An 18,564-nucleotide genomic window follows, 5' to 3' on the forward strand; every position below is an offset into this window, starting at 1 on the left:
ATAAAGGCAAAATAGACAAAATAAAATTTGGAAAATCAACAACTGTTATGGTTTTCAATACCTGGCAGTTCATAAGTTGATTTGTATAACGGATAACAATACAACCCCATAAGTAAATATGCAATTAGAACAAACTACCCAGGCAACCATAAAAGAATGGCTTAATGGCAATTACGATCAAAAAACTAAAGATGAAATACAAGGTCTTTTAGACCAGGAAGCTTATACTGAACTTACAGATTCATTTTACCGCAATCTTGAATTCGGTACTGGAGGATTAAGGGGGATTATGGGTGCTGGTTCTAACAGGATCAATAAATATACCATAGGGACTGCAACCCAGGGTCTGGCCAATTACCTGAATACAAAATATCCCGGAGAGAAAATTAAAGTGGCCATTGCACACGACAGCAGAAATAATTCTGACTATTTTGCAAAGATTACTGCAGATGTATTTTCGGCAAATGGCATACATGTTTACTTCTTTTCTGCTTTAAGGCCTACACCCGAATTGTCTTTTGCGATCAGACAGCTGGGATGTAAAAGTGGGGTAATGCTTACGGCCTCTCATAATCCTAAGGAATATAATGGTTATAAAGCCTATGGGGCCGACGGCGGACAATTTACCGCACCGGATGACAAAATGGTAATGGATGAAGTAGCAAAGATCAGCAGTATTGACGCTGTTAAATTTGAACGTGTAGACAGTAATATCGAATTGATCGGATTAGAGATAGATCAGCTGTATCTGGATAAGATAACTGCATTATCCGTTTCTCCGGAAGCAATATCACGCCAGAAAGATCTGAAAATAGTATATTCTCCTATTCATGGAACAGGGATTACCTTAGTTCCCAAAGCTTTGGAACAGTTTGGTTTTACGAATGTAACTATCGTGGAAGAACAAAGTAAACCAGACGGAAATTTTCCAACCGTAGTGTATCCTAATCCGGAAGAAAAAGAAGCTTTAAGCCTTGCTTTAAAAAAGGCTGCTGAAATTGATGCAGATCTTGTATTGGCTACTGATCCGGATGCCGATAGGGTTGGAATTGCCGTAAAGGATAATGACGGAGAATTTGTATTGTTGAATGGAAATCAAACCGGCAGCCTACTGATCAATTACCTTTTAACCGCCTGGCAGGAAAAAGGAAAACTAAGCGGTAATGAATACATTGTTAAAACTATTGTAACTACTAATTTAATAGAGGCTATTGCTAAAGCTAAAAATGTTACCTATTACAACACGCTGACTGGGTTTAAATGGATTGGACAGATCATGACCAATCTGGAAGGGAAACAAACTTTTATAGTTGGTGGCGAAGAGAGTTATGGTTATTTGATCGGCGATTTGGTAAGAGATAAAGATGCGGTTGTCTCCTGCGCATTTATAGCTGAAATGACTGCTTTTTATAAAGATAAAGGCAGCAGCCTGTATGACGCCTTATTAAATATGTATGTAACATATGGCTTATATAAGGAAGAATTGGTATCCATCACAAAAAAGGGCAAAACCGGGGCTGAAGACATTAAAGCCATGATGGAAAAATTCAGGAATAACCCTCCGGCTACACTTGGTGGGTCTAAAATAAAAACCTTAAAGGATTATGAACTCGGCGTAGAGACAGACCTGGAATCTGGAATAAGAACTGAGCTGGAATTACCTAAATCAGACGTACTCCAGTTCATTACCGAAGATGGCAGCATTGTTTCGGCAAGGCCTTCGGGAACCGAACCCAAGATCAAATTTTACTGCAGTGTAAATGCGCCACTGGCCAGTAAACAAGATTTTAAGGAAACAGAGGCCAGGCTTGGCCATAAGATTAAAGCAGTAATGATTGATTTAGAGGTTTAATAAACCTCTAAATCAATTTTCTTTAATCTCTTCAAAATATGTATTCGCAATTGTCGAAAAGGCTTCTAAATTTAGGGGCTTGTGTAAATAAGTAGCAATTTCTTCTACCCTGGCTGCATGAAGTTCATCATCGGGATTAAGAGATGTGGTAAGCATAACTACTACAATTCTAGCTTTATGTCTTTCATCCAGTTTTTTGTATTCGGCAATAAAATCCCAGCCATTCATGCCAGGCATGTTGATATCCAAAAAGATGATGCCTGCCTTAGGGCTGCTTTCCAAATCCTGGTACTTACCAGAGTAAGTTAAATAATCGAGCGCTTCTTTAGCAGATGTTATTTCTTTAACAGCCACATTGATCTTAGCATTCTCTACGATCCTGCGATGGATGAAATTTGTAGATATATCATCATCAATTAGCAGTACACATTCAAGGTCTTTATATTTTTTCATCAATATACAAGTTGTGCTTTCATTTATTAATTCATTTAATCTTTATTATACCCTGATAGAAAAACAAAAGGTGCTCCCCTCTCCTAAAACCGATTTAACCGAGATTTGACCTCCATGTAGTTCTACAATCTTTTTGCAATGTGAAAGTCCAATGCCATAACCCTCATAATCTGCTACATTGTGAAGGCGCTGAAACATTACAAATACTTTTTCCTTATACTTTTCTTCTATTCCTATCCCATTGTCCCTAAATTCAAAATGCCAGAACTTATCATGCCCAACAACAGCAATGTAAATTTCCGGATCAACATCTTGTTTTTTAAATTTTAAAGCATTACTCAACAGATTTTGAAAAAGCTGACGGAGTCCTGTTTCGTAACCATAAACAATTGGCAGATCCTGATAATAAATTTTTGCACCTGTAGCAAATATGCTGCTAAAAAGGTCGCTTTGTAATCCGTCCATTAAGGTATTACAATCTACCAATGTTTTACTCTGTTGTCCACCTAGTCTCGAATAATCCAGCAAGCCCTTGATCAGGTTCCGCATCCGCTCGGTAGACCTGTCTATAAACTGGAGATAAAGCTTTGCATTATCATCAAATACATCTTTATACTCGTCCTTAAATAACTCAACAAAATTTTTAACTGTTAAGAGCGGCTCCTGTAAATCATGGGAAGCGATATATACAAACTGTTCAAGCTCCTTATTCTTGATTTCAAGTTCACGGGCATATTCCTCTGTGGTTTTTTCCAGATGTCGCTTAGCCGACAGGTCCCTTACAAACAAAGAGTAACCAACTATAACATCATTGTCGTCCAATATGGTAGAAATGGTTACAAAGCCCCAGAAAAGCTCCTCTCCTTTTCTTACATGCCAGCCTTCATGCTGTGCCCTGCCTTTCAGTTTAGCTTCTTCAATAAGTAATTCCGGCAATTTGTTTCTACGACTTTCCTCACTATAGAACATACTGAAACTATGACCAATAACCTCAGCTGCATGATATCCTTTTATTCGCTCAGCTTCTTTATTCCAATTCCCTATACTCCCATACCTGTCCAAAAACAGAATCGCATAGTCATCTATTACCTCTAACATTCTAAGTAGGCTATCTGATCTCAAGTACTTGTATTTTATATTTGTGGTGGATCCAATACAAGTATTTTCAAAATTCAGGCCATTATGCAAAAGTCTGATTTAACAGCAACAACACGTTTTCATGTTGTAACATCAAATTTACCGGTGCTTTTTTTTCCCAATAAGGGGAATTAACCCACAGTATATTCAGCTGATAACAAGAAGATTACCGGATTTGTCCACTGCCCCTGATTACCCATTTTTCGGTAACGAGTTTTTCAAGCGCAAAAGGACCGCGTGCATGCAGTTTTTGAGTGGAAATCCCTATCTCCGCACCAAGTCCAAAAACCTGTCCGTCAGTAAATCTTGTCGAAGCATTAAGATAAACAGCTGCCGCATCAACTTCATTCAGGAACCTTTCCGCCTTGGAAAGATCTTCTGTTAAAATAGCCTCCGAATGTTTGGAAGAAAATTCAGCAATATGCTGCAAAGCTTCATCTGTACCTTCAACAACCTTTACAGAGCATTTAAAATCCAAAAATTCCCTGCCAAAATCTTCAGGAGCAGCCAGGTTTAATTTAGGGTAATTCAATTCCTTTAACACGGGAAAAGAATGCTCATCAGCAAAAATCTCTACATCATAGCTGGATAATAAAGGTGCAGCGAGTATTAAAAAATCCTTAGCCACCAGTTTGTCAACCACAATAGTATCCAATGCATTACATACAGAAGGTCTTGAAACTTTAGCATTAACAACTATGTCCGCTGCTTCTTTAAGTTTAGCCGTTTGCTCTACATAGGTATGGCAAACACCCGCACCGGTCTCTATAACCGGTACAAGCGAATTTTTACGGACATATTCAATCAGTTGATTTGAGCCACGCGGAATAATTACATCAATATATTTTTCGGCTTGAAGGATATCAAGAATGTATTTTCTATCAGCAGGTAATTGTTGCACAATATTTTTATCAAGCCCCTGCTCTTCCAAAATCTGCTGTATTAAAGAAACTATGATCAGATTGGTATGATAGGCATCCTGGCCACCACGCAATAAACAAACATTCCCTGATCTGATACATAAAGCTGCGACATCAACAGTAACATTGGGTCTTGATTCATAGATCACCCCAACGATTCCAATGGCTACTGTCTTTTTCTGAACATGCAGTCCATTGTCGAGTCTGCGCTCAGAAAGGATCTTATTGGTAGGATCTTCCAGGTTTGCCACATCTTTTAAACTACTGGCAAGCTCATCTATCCTGGTTTCATTCAACAACAAACGGTCCCTTTTGGGATCCGATACCGACATCTTTTCCAGATCTTTTAAATTCTCTGCTATAATCTGGGCCGAGTGTGCCAAAATAGATGCAGCAAAACTAGTCAGCAGGTCCTGCTTTCTTTGATCGCTTAAAGAAGCTATAGAAGCCTGAGCTTTTTTTGCATTGATTAATTGTTGTTGAATAGATTCCATTATTTCTTTTATAATATTACAATATCACTGGCATTTGCAATTTCCAGATTACGTTGTTTCGAATTTTCAATGAGGGTGTCGGACGAGGTTTTAGCACGTGCCACAGCAACTATATTCTGTTGAGCATCAGTGATTTCAAAAATCTCGCCATCACTGAATTTTTCAATAACGGATAACACCCCTACTGCAAGCAAACTTTTACGTTTCCTTATTGCTTCACAGGCACCATCATCAACCATTAATCTTCCGGTAACCAGGCTGCCACTGGCCAGCCATTTGTTTCTGGCCGATATGTTACCCTGTTTAGGGATACAAACTGTACCTGTTTTTTCCTGAACAGCATTGATGATCCCATCAGTTGTACGAACACCAAATATAACTACTTTGATTCCCATCACTGTTGCCAGATGGGCAAAGGTTAGTTTAGAGATCATCCCACCCAGACCAAGATCAGATTTATTCTTGTCAGCCAGCGAGAATATATCATTGTTAATGCTATTAATTTTATCAATTACCTTGCCTCCCCTATCCAGAACGCCAGGAACAGAGGTGCCAAGTAAAATTAAAGAAGCCCCAAAACCAACGCCAAGTAAAGTGGCCAGCTCATCATTATCTGAAAATTTCAATTCCAGGCTACTCACCACATCATTTTCATTGGCAATAGGAATTACGCCATTTTTCCATAATTCCTCATAAGTTTCTTTTAACTGTAAAAACTGTCTACGGTTAGAAAAATGCTGCCTTTCACATAAACTTTGTGCAATAGAGATATGATAAGGTAAAAAGTGTTTGGAGTAAGTGCTGAGTAATAAGGGGTTTCCAATAGAAGCAGCTGCTTTACGTTCTGCAATTTTACCCTTATAATCTTTAATATATTTTTTACCGGCAGCTACGGCCCCCGAAGAAACAAGTATCAACCGGTAATCTTTTGCAATCTCTGCAACTTGCCTGGTTACATCTGCAACTACCTGTTCATCAAGCTCTCCCTTTGCCGTGGTGATGGAGGCAGTACCTAATTTCAAAACGAGTATAGGCTTGTTCATTTGTGGTTCGGGTTATGAATTTGTTATGAAAACCCGAAAATAGGCAAAAATCCTCCTATCAATGAAATAATAGGAGGATAATTGATGGAATTTGTAGAAAATATGACTAAACTAAGCTTGCATCAAGTGTAATATCAACACTATAAGCTCTGCTTACCGGACAGGTAGCTTTTGCTCCTGCAGCAATTTCCTGAAACTGTGCATCACTTATTCCAGGGATACTGGCTTTCAATACCAGGTTTGAACTTGTAATTGTTCCGTTATCAAGGGTTACTGTACCTGTTGTTTCCAGTGATCCAGGGGTAAAACCAGCCTCAGTTAAATCAAGACTCAGCTTCATGGTAAAACATCCGGCATGTGCTGCTGCCATAAGTTCTTCAGGATTGGTACCAATGCCATCGGCAAACCTGCTGTTAAAAGAATACTGGGTTTGATCAAGTACTTTGCTTCCGGTAGTAAGGTGGCCTGAACCTTCTTTTATTGTGCCATTCCAAACGGCAGTTGCATTACGTTTCATATTGTTTTAATTATATTGATTAAGCAATTAACATGCTCAAATATACCTTTTACTTTGTTTGTTCCCTATTTCTGTTCAGTTTAATTTTAATTTTGCCGTTCTCTCCATCGGTAGCCAGCAAATGTAGAACGATCCCTTTCATACGTCTGGCTTTTTTCTCTTCTTTATCTGTAATATCTTCATCCTTTTTGGGGTTTCTTAGTGGTACATCTACCGCTATATTGGTACCATTGCCAAAGGAATATATACCGGCAACATCCATATTTAACAAGCTGGAATTAATCTGCATAGGATTAATGGTAATCTGTTGTCCGCGAATGTCAAATCTGCCATTCAGATTGGTGAACGTTATGTTATTAAGGTCCCTGAAAGGAAAAGCAAATTTGCCTACACTAATAACCGGATCAAAATTCAGCAGGGCACCTTTCTTTAAGTCGAAAATAACACTGCCACTCATAGAGTTGGCTACCAGTTTACCCTGGTCAGTAATACCACCCGAAATATTGGTCCTGGAGTTCAGAAAACCTCTTAAATTTTGGGATGTAAGGCTTTTTAATCCAAAATTATCAAAGGAATAGAAAAAATTTCTGATGTCTACATTGCTTAGTGTAGTATTTATTGTAAACCTGTTAATTGAGCCTTTCTGACTAATGTTTCCATTTAATTTAAGTAAGCCACCAGCGTGCCTTACACTTACATTTTTAATGGCAATGCCCAATTCAGAAAGCAGCAGATCTGCATTGGCATTGGTAGCTAAAAATTTATTGTAATATACCTTGTCAACGCTTACATTCATATTAACATTACTTTTCTCGAAAACCTCATTCAGGTCTTCCGAAAAAGTGCTCTTACCGGCGTTTCTTTTTTTTACTACGCGAGCAGGTTTTCTGCTGCCTAAAAAACCAATAAATTCACCCAAATGTATTTCAGGACTACGTACCTTCCAGTTCAAAAGTATCTTTTCCGGTGCGGTATAATACAGGTTCAAAAAGTTGCGGATGCTCCCATCCATAAAGACAATACTTTTTCCACTTTGCAGGCGGATATTTTTAATAAAAAGATCGTTGTTGGTGAAATTAAGCAGAATAGCTGTATTATTGAACCTGAGCTTTCTGGGTACATAACTTACATCGGCATTTTTAATATCAATTGATCCGGAAACCAATGGTTTAGTTAATTTGAAATTTACAATATCAGCGCTATAAGCCAGGTTAACATTCGCAGTCCCCTTGCCAAACTTTAAAGTTTCGTCTCCAACAACATTGTTTAGTTTTGAAATGTCAAATTGTGATTTAAAAATCCCGCTTGCAATGGGCTTATCCAGATTGACCACAAAAGCAGTGTCAATTGAAAATGGAATTTCTTTATAGTTTCCTTTAAAATTATACAGTTTGATGGCAGAATTTGCATCTGTAAAATCATTCCCTTTTACGTAATTATTAGTAAATACTCCATTAAAATTACACTTATCTACTACCCCTCCCGGTGTGGTCAGCACATTGTCCTTAACAATTGCCTCTACATAAATTAACGGATCGCCACCCGGGCCCATATTTCCTTTAAGCAAACATTTGGCATAAATGGGCCTGTCCAGGTTAAACATATTCAGTTTCGAGGTTATATTTGGTGCCAGCAAAGCTGATGCATTACGCCATAAGATAGCCGGTGCCTCAATGTTAATGGTAAACTCAGTATTCTCCTTTGAAGTATCAAATTTAGCACCAATAATAAAGGGGTCTGTGCCAATGTTTAGCTTATTGGGAGCAACGGTTACTATTCCACTATTATCATCATAATTAATCTTAAAAGGGCCTTCAAGCAACTTATCCTTTATAAAGCTACCGCGTCGTGTATTAAAGGCCAAACTTTTGGCCAGCAGTTTCAATTTAAGATCTGCTTCCCAGCCACCTAACAGTTTATAATCAACTTTTGCCTTAAGCTCATCAACCACAAACTGAAAAAGCTTGTGCCCTTTTTGATTGTTTACTACAAAATCTACATTGTTCAGGGTAATTTTTCTGATTTCCGCTGGCGAGGATCCTCTTTCATTAGTTTGTTTCTGTTGCTTATTCTTTTTAAATACGGCTGTATTGGTATAACCATTACTGTCTGTAAATAAATAAATTGTAGCATTGTTGATTCCTACTTTTTCTATATCAATGGCCCCTCTTAAAAGTCCCATTATATTTACTGCTATATCAAAATCCTTGGCTTCAAGTAAATTGTGCCGATGCAAATTCCACAGGCTGTCCCTCAAAACTACATTTCTCAAACTGAGTGAAACCCCCGGAAACCCTTTTAAGAAGGTAGGATCCATACTTTCAATGGTCATTTTTCCGTTCAGGTTTTTGTTAAGCCGCTCTGTAACGGTAATCAGCAGACTTTTTTTATTCGCATTTACATAAACAGCCAATGCCACATAGATAAGCAGGACTAATCCAATAATTGCAGCAAATACGATCAGTGTTATTTTAGACCAGCGGGGCATTTTCTTGTATTAAAAGGTTAGCTAAATAATAATTGCTTGCAATTTGAATCTTATAGTTTTGTTCAATTATTATACCAAATAATCTATACAAACTTATCAACCTCTTTAAATATACAAATAAATACAGCCGAAATAAAATAGGCAGCACCACAATGGTACTGCCTATTTTATAGCTTGGATCAGCTCGTTACAAGCCTAACGCATGACTGGTCTGTGTTCTGATATTTTCTGTTAACTGCGGATTACCGTTCAGTGCCTCTCCATAAGAAGGTATCATTTGTTTCAGCTTTTGCTGCCATTCCGGTGTATTGATTTGGTCGGTAAAACAACGTTCCATTAAGGTGATCATAATAGAAACAGCAGTAGAAGCACCTGGTGATGCGCCCAAAAGCGCTGCTATTGAGCCGTCAGCTGCAGTAACTACTTCCGTACCAAACTCCAGAATCCCTCCATGTTCTTCGTCCTTTTTAATCACCTGTACACGCTGACCGGCAGTTTCCAATTCCCAATCTTCCATTTTTGCAGTAGGTAAATATTCACGAAGGGCAAGCATCCTGTCTTCAGGAGATTGACGAACCTGGTCTATCAGGTATTTGGTAAGGGGCAAATTATCGAGACCGGCCGATATCATTGGCCGGATGTTATTGATTTTTATAGATAGCGGTAAATCTAGTAAAGAACCATGTTTTAGAAAGCGGGTTGAAAAACCAGCGTAAGGGCCAAACAATAAGGCTTTCTTACCATCAATCATCCTGGTATCCAAATGTGGTACAGACATTGGGGGTGCACCTACAGATGCTTTTCCATAAACCTTAGCATTGTGCTTTTCTATAATTTCAGGATTTATACATTTTAACCATTGTCCGCTTACCGGAAAACCACCAAATCCTTTTCCTTCAGGTATATCCGCTTTTTCGAGCAGTGGCAATGAGCCTCCACCGGCACCTATAAACACAAATTTGGCTTTAACCACTCTTTTTTGCCCGGTATTCTCATCCTTAACCTTTACTTCCCATAAACCATTCTTTTGCTTAAGTTTCTTTACATCATGGTGAAAATAAAGCTTTACATCGGGTTTGGTCTGCAATTTATTAAACATCATACGGGTTAAGGCGCCAAAATTTACATCGGTACCAATTTCCATCCTGGTAGCGGCAACCTTATCTGTTGGCTTACGGTCCTTCATCACTAAGGGCATCCAGTCAGCAAGCTGTGCAGCATCTTCCGAATAAACCATTCCTTTAAACAAATCACTTTCCTGTAATTTTGCATATCTTTTTTTCAGGAAATCCACATTTTCATCCCCCCAAACAAAGCTCATGTGCGGAATTGCCTTAATAAAGGTTTCGGGTGCATCAACCAGTTTACTTTTTACAAGAAAAGACCAAAACTGTTTCGATACTTCAAAAGACTCAGCAATTGAGATGGCTTTTTTAGTGTCAACAGAACCATCGGTTAATTGAGGCGTATAATTTAATTCACAAAAAGCAGAGTGGCCAGTTCCTGCATTGTTCCATGCATCAGAACTTTCAGCCGCTGCAACATCTAATCTTTCAAAAATATCGATGGTAATATCTGGCTGCAGTTCTTTGAGCAACATACCCAAAGTAGCACTCATAATACCTGCTCCAATTAATACAACATCAACATTTTTATCAGAATTACTGTTTTTTCGGGTCATTTATTTGAAATTTTCCGCAAAAGTACAACACAAAATTAAATTTTGCACGTAATCTCAAAATATAATCCATGTTTTTTATTGATATAATCGTTTCTTTTTGAAATAAGCAACTGATTAAATTGTTTTTATTACATAAAAATGATTTTTAATATGTTTTTTTGTTTTTCTTTAAATTTACTTAGCTTGTCATTACCTAACATTTCCTCAATTAATTGAAATTATGAAATTGATACTTTTCAGTCTTTTGTTTTTATACTTTAAGCCAATTGCTCCTGTTACAATTGAACAGGACAAAGAAAGGTGGAAACCATATTATACAGATGCAGCCCCTAATGCAATAGCGGATAGCTGGCTATTGCCGTTTGACGTAGCTAACCGTAAAGACATCAAGCAAATGAAGGTAATCAGTATTTTTGGAGACCATAGGGACAGTTATTTAAAAGGACATATTCATACAGCAATAGATATCAATCCTTCAAAACCAAAAAGTAAATATATCGGTGTATTTCCAATGGCCAAAGGAATTATATGTTCTGTGCATCTTGGTGAAAACCAGCGGACTGTAGTTGTTAAGCATAAATTAAGCAATGGACAAATCATATTTACTTCTTACAAACATTTAAAAGAGGTTTATGTACAAAACGGGCAACAGGTAGATCAGCTTACACAAATAGCGCGTTTATTTACACCTGCCGAATCGAAAAAATATGGTGGAGATTATCATCACCTGCACCTGGAAATCCGTAAAAGTTTTGACGATTACGGGTGTGCAAGCTGGCTTACAATGAATAAAATACAATTGAACCTCAGGTTCTATAATCCGCTGATGTTTATGAAAGAAAAACTGTAAGAATTCATTTTATTTTACTTACTGGTTTCATAATTATAAATGTACTCAGAAATGGAAGACAGTGTTTTTTTTGCCGCCTCTTCTTCCATTCCTCTAGACAGCAATACCAATACATATTCTCTGCCATCAGGAAGATATACAATACCCGAATCGTTTAGCACCTTCGTAATAGAGCCGGTTTTATTGGCTACCTTAACTTCTTTGGGTAACCTGGCCGGAATTATCCCTCTAAAAGTTTGTTGCATCAAAATATCAACCATAGCTTCACTGGCTTTTTTATTAACCATATCCCCCTTGGCAATCTTTTCAAACAATAACATCAGGTCGTAAGCAGTTACCGTGTTGTTCATTCCCTTTTCAAAGGCCTTCCCATCTTCCACGCCCCTTAGTACCTGTATATCATGAGCACCAATACTGCGCATGGTTTTATTTACATTTTTCGCACCTACTTTATCAATCAGGATATTGGTAGCCAGGTTACTGCTCCTGGTAATCATCAATAACAACAGATTTTCTATACTCATCTTTTTACCGATCTTATGATAAAGCTCCAGTTCGCTGTCATTTGCCGGGTCAAGCTTATACAAGCCTCCGCCTGCAATACTTTTGAACTGGTTGTAAACCACAACTGAATCACTTATAGCAAATTTGCCTTTAGCTGCCTGTTTAAACACCTCTGCCATCACCGGTGTCTTCATTGTACTGGCCGCATGAAAATTAGTTTTTGCATTCATCAAAAAAGTCTCACCGGTACCTAAATCCTTATACGCTACCGCAAAATCAGCATTTTTATACTTGTTTGTTTCGGCTTTAATACGTCTGCTCAGTTCTGTAGTGTCCATAATTGCTTTCTTATCAGGAGTCAATACAATATCTTCCAAATCGCTGTCGGCATTGGAAAAAGAACTGATAAACCTGGCCTCACGGATGCTAAGATCCGGATTTAATGAAAAGGAAAGAAAAGGGCCTTCACCCATATTTTTATTTTTATAATTCACCTTAAACATATCGCCATGGAAATGGCTAAGCTCTCCTTCGTACAATGGAGATTTAACAAATCGCATGCTCAATCCTTTTTCTCCCTTACTGATCACAATGCTTCCCATTAAACCATCTTTATACATACCTGCATATTTCTCCAGCGGCAAGCTAAGATGAAGATCTGCATTGGGCACGATCCTTTTCCTGCTTTGCTGCACTGAATCTCTTCTAACCAGAGATTTGTCCCATTCCTTTTTATAACCCGCAAGCCAGTCGAACCGTGCAGCTTTCATATTATAATCAAGAATATAATTGATAATGGCCATATACGCTCCTGTAGAAAGCTGATTGGTAAGTACCACTACACCCAGCCTAAGATCCGGAACCATCGCAATCTGCGATACAAAACCCGTTAATAAGCCACCATGTCCTATTACCTGGTATTGCCGGTAATCATAGGTACGGAAGCCCAATGCATAACCAGAAAAATGCCTTTGTGCGGGTTTAAGCCATTCCGGCTCCTGTCCTACCGGCATTGGCCGGATAATTTTCCAGAGTTCCTGCGTAGCGGCGGGTTTAAAAAGCAGGCCCTGGTCAGGTGTGCGACCAGAATCCAATTGCGTGATCAACCATTTAGACATATCTTTTGCAGAAGAAACCACGCCACCGGCAGGATTACTGGCATCACCTATATTCATATCAAAAAATGAATCCAGCATTTGTAATTTCCCATCTCTAACGGCATGTGCATAAGCTACATTCGTCTGGTTTTTCAAACTGGAATACTTGCTTACGCTTCTGTTCATTCCAACTTTATTGAATATCCTGTTTTTTACAAAATCTTCCCAGCTCATTCCTGTTTTAGCAGCTATTATTTCTCCGGCAGCCAGGTATAAAATGTTATCATAAGCATAAACCGTACGGAAATCGTATTTAAGTTTTACATCCTTTAGTTTTTCCAGCAGTTCCCGTCTGGTAAATGTAGAAGGTGGAAACAGCAATATATCATTTGCATATGCATTTAAGCCGCTGTGGTGTACAAACAGATCCCGTACGGTTAAATGTGTGCTTACATAATCGTCCGACATCCTGAACCATGGTAAATGTTCAATCACCTTATCTTCCCATTTTAGTTTTCCCTCTTCAACCAACATGGCTATAGCGGTTGCTGTAAAGGCTTTACTATTTGAAGCAATGCTGAATAAGGTATTTTCATCAACCGGGGCAGGATCACCCAGTTTTTTAATCCCATAGCCCTTAGCGAGTACAATTTTACCATCTTTTACAATACCCAACCCTATGCCGGGCACCTGAAAAGCCTGTAGTACTTTGGTTACATAATCGTCAAGATCGGGTGGTAAGGCCGGTTGTTGGGCAACAGCACAGGTCAAAATACCCAGATGAATTACGCACACGTATATACCAAATTTTAAAATTCTTAACATAAATCAGGTTGTAAATTTATTGCAGTTGAAAATAAATGCTAAACACCGGTTTTTGTTGCATTAAGCATACAAAAACCGGTGTTTAAACTCCCAATAGGAAAGCTATGGTTTGTCCCACCAAAGCGGCGTACTCAAAGGTACTTCTGCTGGTACATTAGAACCGTTCTTTGAGCGCTCTGAAGCAGGATATGCCACTCTTCTGATAAAAGTAGGTAAAACTGCTCCCAGTGGAAGCCTGAAATTCTTATACTGGTAATCAAACCTCCTCATGTCATTCCAGGATTCAGGACTTAAATAAGATGCAGCGTATTTCTCTTTGAAAATTAATGCTAATGTTAAGTTTGCTTCGCCTACACTAACAGTTGTACTGTTCACATAAGCCTCCCTGTCTGCCAGAAGCACCTGTAGTCTGTCCATATTGGAGCGGATACCGGCAAGGTAAGCCTGATAGGCTCTGGTTCTGCCGCTTGCCCCTAAGCGGAAAGCCGCTTCAGCTTCTATAAATTTAAGTTCCGCATAAGTGAAAATATACAACGGTGAAGTTCTGTTAGTCAGCGGGCTGCTCAAACTCACGTAATTTTCATTACGCAAGGTATTAGCTCCTGTATTTGGTCTGTTACCTTCACCATTACGCGTACCAATGTATATTCCATCTACAGTTTTATCTGTGATTTTTGCCAGACGAGGATCAAATAAACCGTAAGTTGTCCCGTTCATATGGTTAACAAAGTTCTCAGACAACCAGCCATCCAATAAATTACCCGCATTATTTATCGCTACCTGTGCCCATGGGTTAACTCCACTGAATACTGCCATAGACGCTTCCTTCGTAGCCGGAAGATAGGAATTGTCAACTGCCGTCAATACCGCTGCAGCATTATAAGTTGATTTTTTCGATATTTTGTTCAAAAATCTGGCTTGTATTCCGTAGGCAGTTCTTAACCAGTCTGCCCTTACACCCGCATGGATCAGATCTGAAGTAGCATCTAGTTTTATCGTAGCAGTAGTCAATTTCAGGTTGTTTATACTTTCATTGATCAGGTTAAGAGAGGTTTGGTACAAAGCTTCTTCCGAATCGTATTTAGGGGTAAGCGAACCGCTTGTAGCAAAAGCATCAGTATACGGAGCGCTGCCCCAGGTATCGGCAACCAGGCCCAGCGTGTAAGCCATCAGTAACTGCGCCACACCTAAGTGCTCTGTAGCACCGGCAGCCTGGGCCTTACCAATCATATCAGCCAGATCGGCCATCGCATAATAAGCATTGTTCCATTGTGTGGTATTATCTGTGATCTGATAGGTATCAGTTGCACCATTTGCTGAGGGGCTGGCCAGGTACTGCGCATAATAATTGTTAAAGCTGGCAAAGCGCTGTGTATTTAAAGCGGCCTTTTGCGTTGCTGTAGAAAGCATGGCATTGATCGGAGGGTTTTGCACCAGATTAGGGTTTTCGTTCTGATCAAAATACTTTTTACATCCTGTATTGATAGCTGCAATGCTCACAAGCAGGATAAAGATCGAAAATATATTATTTCTTTTCATAGTCGTTATACTTAAAAACCAACATTTAATGAGAACAGGAAGCTGCGCACCGCAGGATAAGTCATACCGGCAAAACCTTCGACATTTGATCCACTATTGGTGGTGGTACTTTCCGGATCAAAGCCATCATATCCAGTCCACAGAAATAAGTTGTTACCTGTAACCGATACATTTACATTTTTAACAAAGCTGTTCTTTATCCATGTTTTAGGAAGTGTATACGCCAATGACATAGAGCGCAGCCTTACCCATGAAGCATCTTCGATAAAGGTTTCAGAAACACCTCTATGTACATTTCTATAGTAACCATTTCCATAGTTAATGCCTGTAGCTGGATCAATTCCTTGACCAAGCCATACCTCTTTGGTATTTGGGGTACCATTGGCCAGCAAACCTTCAAAAAGCTTATGTTCAGTTCTGTTCTCTGTATACTTCGCTATTCCAAAAGCAGAAAAATAATTCCCAAGTTGATTATAGCGGTCTTGGCCTACCCTGGCATCAAACAACACATTTAAAGAAAGGTTTTTATAATGGAAAGTATTGTTCCAACCGCCTATCCAACGGGGCTGCACATTTCCCAGTTTTTTCTGGTCCGAGGAAACGCCAATGATGGGGAATCCATCTGCGCCAATTAACAACGGCCTGGAAGGATCACTGGCTTCAGATGATTTATCTAAACCTGCTGCAATTTCTTCCGGAGAGAAATAACGTTTATATTCGGTACCATATAAAGTTCCGTAAGCCTCACCAGGTATCAATTTCATCGTTACACGTGCGTTCAAGTAACCATGCTCATCAGCAGCAACAATCTCTTTAAGATCAGATCTTAAAGAAACTACTTTGTTACGGTTCGCCGAGAAATTCAACGTAGTTTCCCATGAAAAGTCAGTCGTTTTAACCGGAGTGCCGGAAACACTTACCTCTATACCTTTGTTACGCATACTTCCCGCATTAATGGCAGCAGTTGCATAACCAGTAGTTGTAGATACCGGCACACTGATAATCTGGTCTGTACTTAAAGAATGGTAATAATTTACGTCAAATCCAATTCTGTTACTGAAAAGCCGCATGCTCAAACCGCCTTCGTAAGTATCAGTAAACTCCGGTTTCAGCGTTGGATCACCGAGTTGTGCAGGTCTGGTAAACCCGGTATAGCCTGTAGGAAGGCCCGTATAATTGGCATATCCAAGGCTGGTTGCATATGGTGCGGCATCTTTACCAATTCTGGCATAAGAAAATTTAAATTTGGCGTTACTGATTGCCGCCGGAAGTTTGATATGGTCAGAAAAAATATAACTTAAACTAGCCGATGGATAAAAGAAAGTGTTATTTGGACTGGCCAGTGATGATGATTTGTCATTTCTGCCTGTTAAAGTTAAATACAAATAATCTTTATAATTTAACGATAGCTCACCAAATACACCCATTAACCGGTATTTTTCATCATAAGTACCGGCAGTCAGAACCTTTGCATTACTTAAGCTAAAGAAGTTATACACCGTTAGATCAGATCCCTCTATCGCGGTCCTGTAAATGTGCCTGTCATATAAGTCGTGGCCTAGTCGCAAAGTACCGGTTAAATCGCTGGATAATTTTCCCTCGGCGCTTGCAATAAAGGTACTGTTGATGCTGCGAAACTGATTGGTATAATTGCTGATTAGACCATAACCGGGAGCAGCGTCAGAACCATTGTCGTCAACCAGACGTTCACCAACTAAGCCCTGAAATCCTGGTGCGGTTGTTTTCCTGTTATCACGATAAGTATCAACCCCTGCACGATAACTTAAGTTCAGCCATTTTAAGGGCTGATATGATAAATTTGCGCTACCGATCAAGCGCAGTACATCATCACCAAAACGTTTACTTTCTGCAGCATACCTTGGATTGGTTGTCTCCCCATACGACCGCATCGTACCATTGTCTTCCAAATAATCATTCACATCATGACGCGGCGACCAGTAAACCAATTGCTCTACATATCTTCCTGCATTATATTTATTGCCACCTGTATTGCTTACAGCAATAGAAGCACCTGCACTAAGCTTTTCACTCGGCTTAAAAGTAGTATTCAAGCGCCCTTGCAGGGTTTTAAAATCTGTTGAAGGCAAAACCCCCTTTTGCTGGCTCTGAGAAAGAGAGGTTAAAAAAGTAATTTTTTCAGAACCACCAGAAATGCTTATCCCATTTCTGTACTGGCTACCGGTGGTAAAAGCATCTTTAAAATGGTTGTACAGCTTATCGGGATGTGTAGGATCAAGTTTCTTAGCTTCTTCCACAGTCGGCCCAAAAGAAGGCCAGAAATCATCCTTATTGTATACTCCTAAAAAGCCTTGGCTAAACTTGTCCTGTATCTCAGGCATGGTATTTACATTTTCAAATCCGTAAGTGCCCTGGTAGTCAATTTTAATTGTACCCGCTTTTCCGGATTTGGTAGTAATTACAACAACTCCATTCGCTCCCCTCAATCCGTATAATGCAGTTGCAGCACCGCCACGAAGGATGTTCATAGATTCAATATCATCGGGGTTCAGGTCCACCGCCCGGTTACTCGCACCATAGGCATCCCCCTGAGTTGACGTGCTGTTATCCATTAAAATACCATCAATTACAAATAAAGGCTGGTTATCTCTGGCCGGGTCAATTGAGTTTACCCCCCTTATCTGGATTCTGGAACCCTGACCTGGTGCACCGCCGGTACTACCGATTGTTACACCGGCAACTTTGCCTTGCAGCGCATTTACCACATTTGTTTGTTTATTTGCAGTCAGTTCCGATCCGCTTACCGATTGTGCAGTGTACCCCAGCGACCTCTGGTCACGTTTAATACCCAGCGCAGTAACCACTACTTCTGTCAGTTCTTTGCTATCCACGGCAAGTACAACATTAATAATAGACTGATTGCCAACGGGTATTTCTTTGGTAAGATATCCAACATAACTAACCACCAATATCTGGTTATTACCAGATACCTGGATTTTGAAATTTCCCAGTGCATTCGTTGTTGCGCCAGTTGAGGTTCCTTTAACTTTAATGCTTACTCCAGGTAAAGGGCTGCCGTCGTCAGAGGCGGTAACCCGTCCGCTTACATCTTTTGTTTGTGCCGTAACAGATGCGACCCATAAAAAAAGAAGTAATAAAATACTCAATGTAAACTTTCTTTTCAT

General features: G+C 39.4%; 12 protein-coding genes. 2 read left to right on the top strand and 10 right to left on the bottom strand.

Features of this window, described 5'->3' with window-relative positions:
• Positions 1-118: 118 nt before the first annotated feature.
• Positions 119-1,852, top strand: a complete 1,734-nt coding sequence (locus PHEP_RS11570) for a phospho-sugar mutase (protein WP_015808150.1) — start codon at positions 119-121, stop codon at positions 1,850-1,852.
• A 12-nt stretch (positions 1,853-1,864) separates the two neighbouring features.
• Here the strand turns inward: PHEP_RS11570 and PHEP_RS11575 are convergent, their stop codons facing one another.
• From PHEP_RS11575 to PHEP_RS11605, 7 genes are all read right to left on the bottom strand, one after another.
• Positions 1,865-2,305, bottom strand: a complete 441-nt coding sequence (locus PHEP_RS11575; protein ID WP_015808151.1) for a response regulator — start codon at positions 2,303-2,305, stop codon at positions 1,865-1,867.
• Between the two features lie 45 nt (positions 2,306-2,350).
• Entirely contained in the window at positions 2,351-3,403 is a 1,053-nt protein-coding gene (locus tag PHEP_RS11580) for an ATP-binding protein (RefSeq protein WP_015808152.1), read from the bottom strand.
• 205 nt (positions 3,404-3,608) lie between these two features.
• The gene (locus tag PHEP_RS11585; protein WP_015808153.1) at positions 3,609-4,856 is read right to left on the bottom strand and encodes a glutamate-5-semialdehyde dehydrogenase; all 1,248 of its coding nucleotides are present in this window, start codon (positions 4,854-4,856) and stop codon (positions 3,609-3,611) included.
• Positions 4,857-4,864: 8 nt separating this feature from the next.
• The gene (gene proB / locus PHEP_RS11590) at positions 4,865-5,899 is read right to left on the bottom strand and encodes a glutamate 5-kinase (protein ID WP_015808154.1); all 1,035 of its coding nucleotides are present in this window, start codon (positions 5,897-5,899) and stop codon (positions 4,865-4,867) included.
• A 106-nt stretch (positions 5,900-6,005) separates the two neighbouring features.
• Positions 6,006-6,416 carry an OsmC family protein gene (locus PHEP_RS11595; RefSeq protein ID WP_015808155.1) on the bottom strand — a complete coding sequence of 137 codons (411 nt, stop codon included), beginning with the start codon at positions 6,414-6,416 and terminating at the stop codon, positions 6,006-6,008.
• A 49-nt stretch (positions 6,417-6,465) separates the two neighbouring features.
• The gene (locus PHEP_RS11600) at positions 6,466-8,904 is read right to left on the bottom strand and encodes an AsmA family protein (RefSeq protein ID WP_015808156.1); all 2,439 of its coding nucleotides are present in this window, start codon (positions 8,902-8,904) and stop codon (positions 6,466-6,468) included.
• Positions 8,905-9,091: 187 nt separating this feature from the next.
• Positions 9,092-10,585, bottom strand: coding sequence for a malate:quinone oxidoreductase (locus PHEP_RS11605; RefSeq protein ID WP_015808157.1), 1,494 nt, complete (start codon positions 10,583-10,585; stop codon positions 9,092-9,094).
• A 220-nt stretch (positions 10,586-10,805) separates the two neighbouring features.
• On the opposite strand from PHEP_RS11605, the gene PHEP_RS11610 reads away from it, so the two are divergent.
• Positions 10,806-11,435 (top strand): M23 family metallopeptidase, encoded by a 630-nt coding sequence (locus PHEP_RS11610; protein ID WP_015808158.1) that lies wholly within the window; start codon positions 10,806-10,808, stop codon positions 11,433-11,435.
• A 14-nt stretch (positions 11,436-11,449) separates the two neighbouring features.
• Here the strand turns inward: PHEP_RS11610 and PHEP_RS11615 are convergent, their stop codons facing one another.
• The 3 genes from PHEP_RS11615 to PHEP_RS11625 all read right to left on the bottom strand — a co-directional run bounded on the left by PHEP_RS11615 (position 11,450) and on the right by PHEP_RS11625 (position 18,564).
• On the bottom strand, positions 11,450-13,861 hold the full coding sequence (locus PHEP_RS11615; protein ID WP_015808159.1) for a serine hydrolase: 2,412 nt from the start codon (positions 13,859-13,861) through the stop codon (positions 11,450-11,452).
• A gap of 102 nt (positions 13,862-13,963) precedes the next feature.
• Positions 13,964-15,400 (bottom strand): SusD/RagB family nutrient-binding outer membrane lipoprotein, encoded by a 1,437-nt coding sequence (locus tag PHEP_RS11620; RefSeq protein ID WP_015808160.1) that lies wholly within the window; start codon positions 15,398-15,400, stop codon positions 13,964-13,966.
• An 11-nt stretch (positions 15,401-15,411) separates the two neighbouring features.
• A complete protein-coding gene (locus PHEP_RS11625) occupies positions 15,412-18,564 on the bottom strand; it encodes a SusC/RagA family TonB-linked outer membrane protein (protein WP_015808161.1) in 3,153 nt (1,050 codons plus the stop codon).

The organism is Pedobacter heparinus DSM 2366, from assembly GCF_000023825.1.
Lineage (GTDB): Bacteria > Bacteroidota > Bacteroidia > Sphingobacteriales > Sphingobacteriaceae > Pedobacter > Pedobacter heparinus.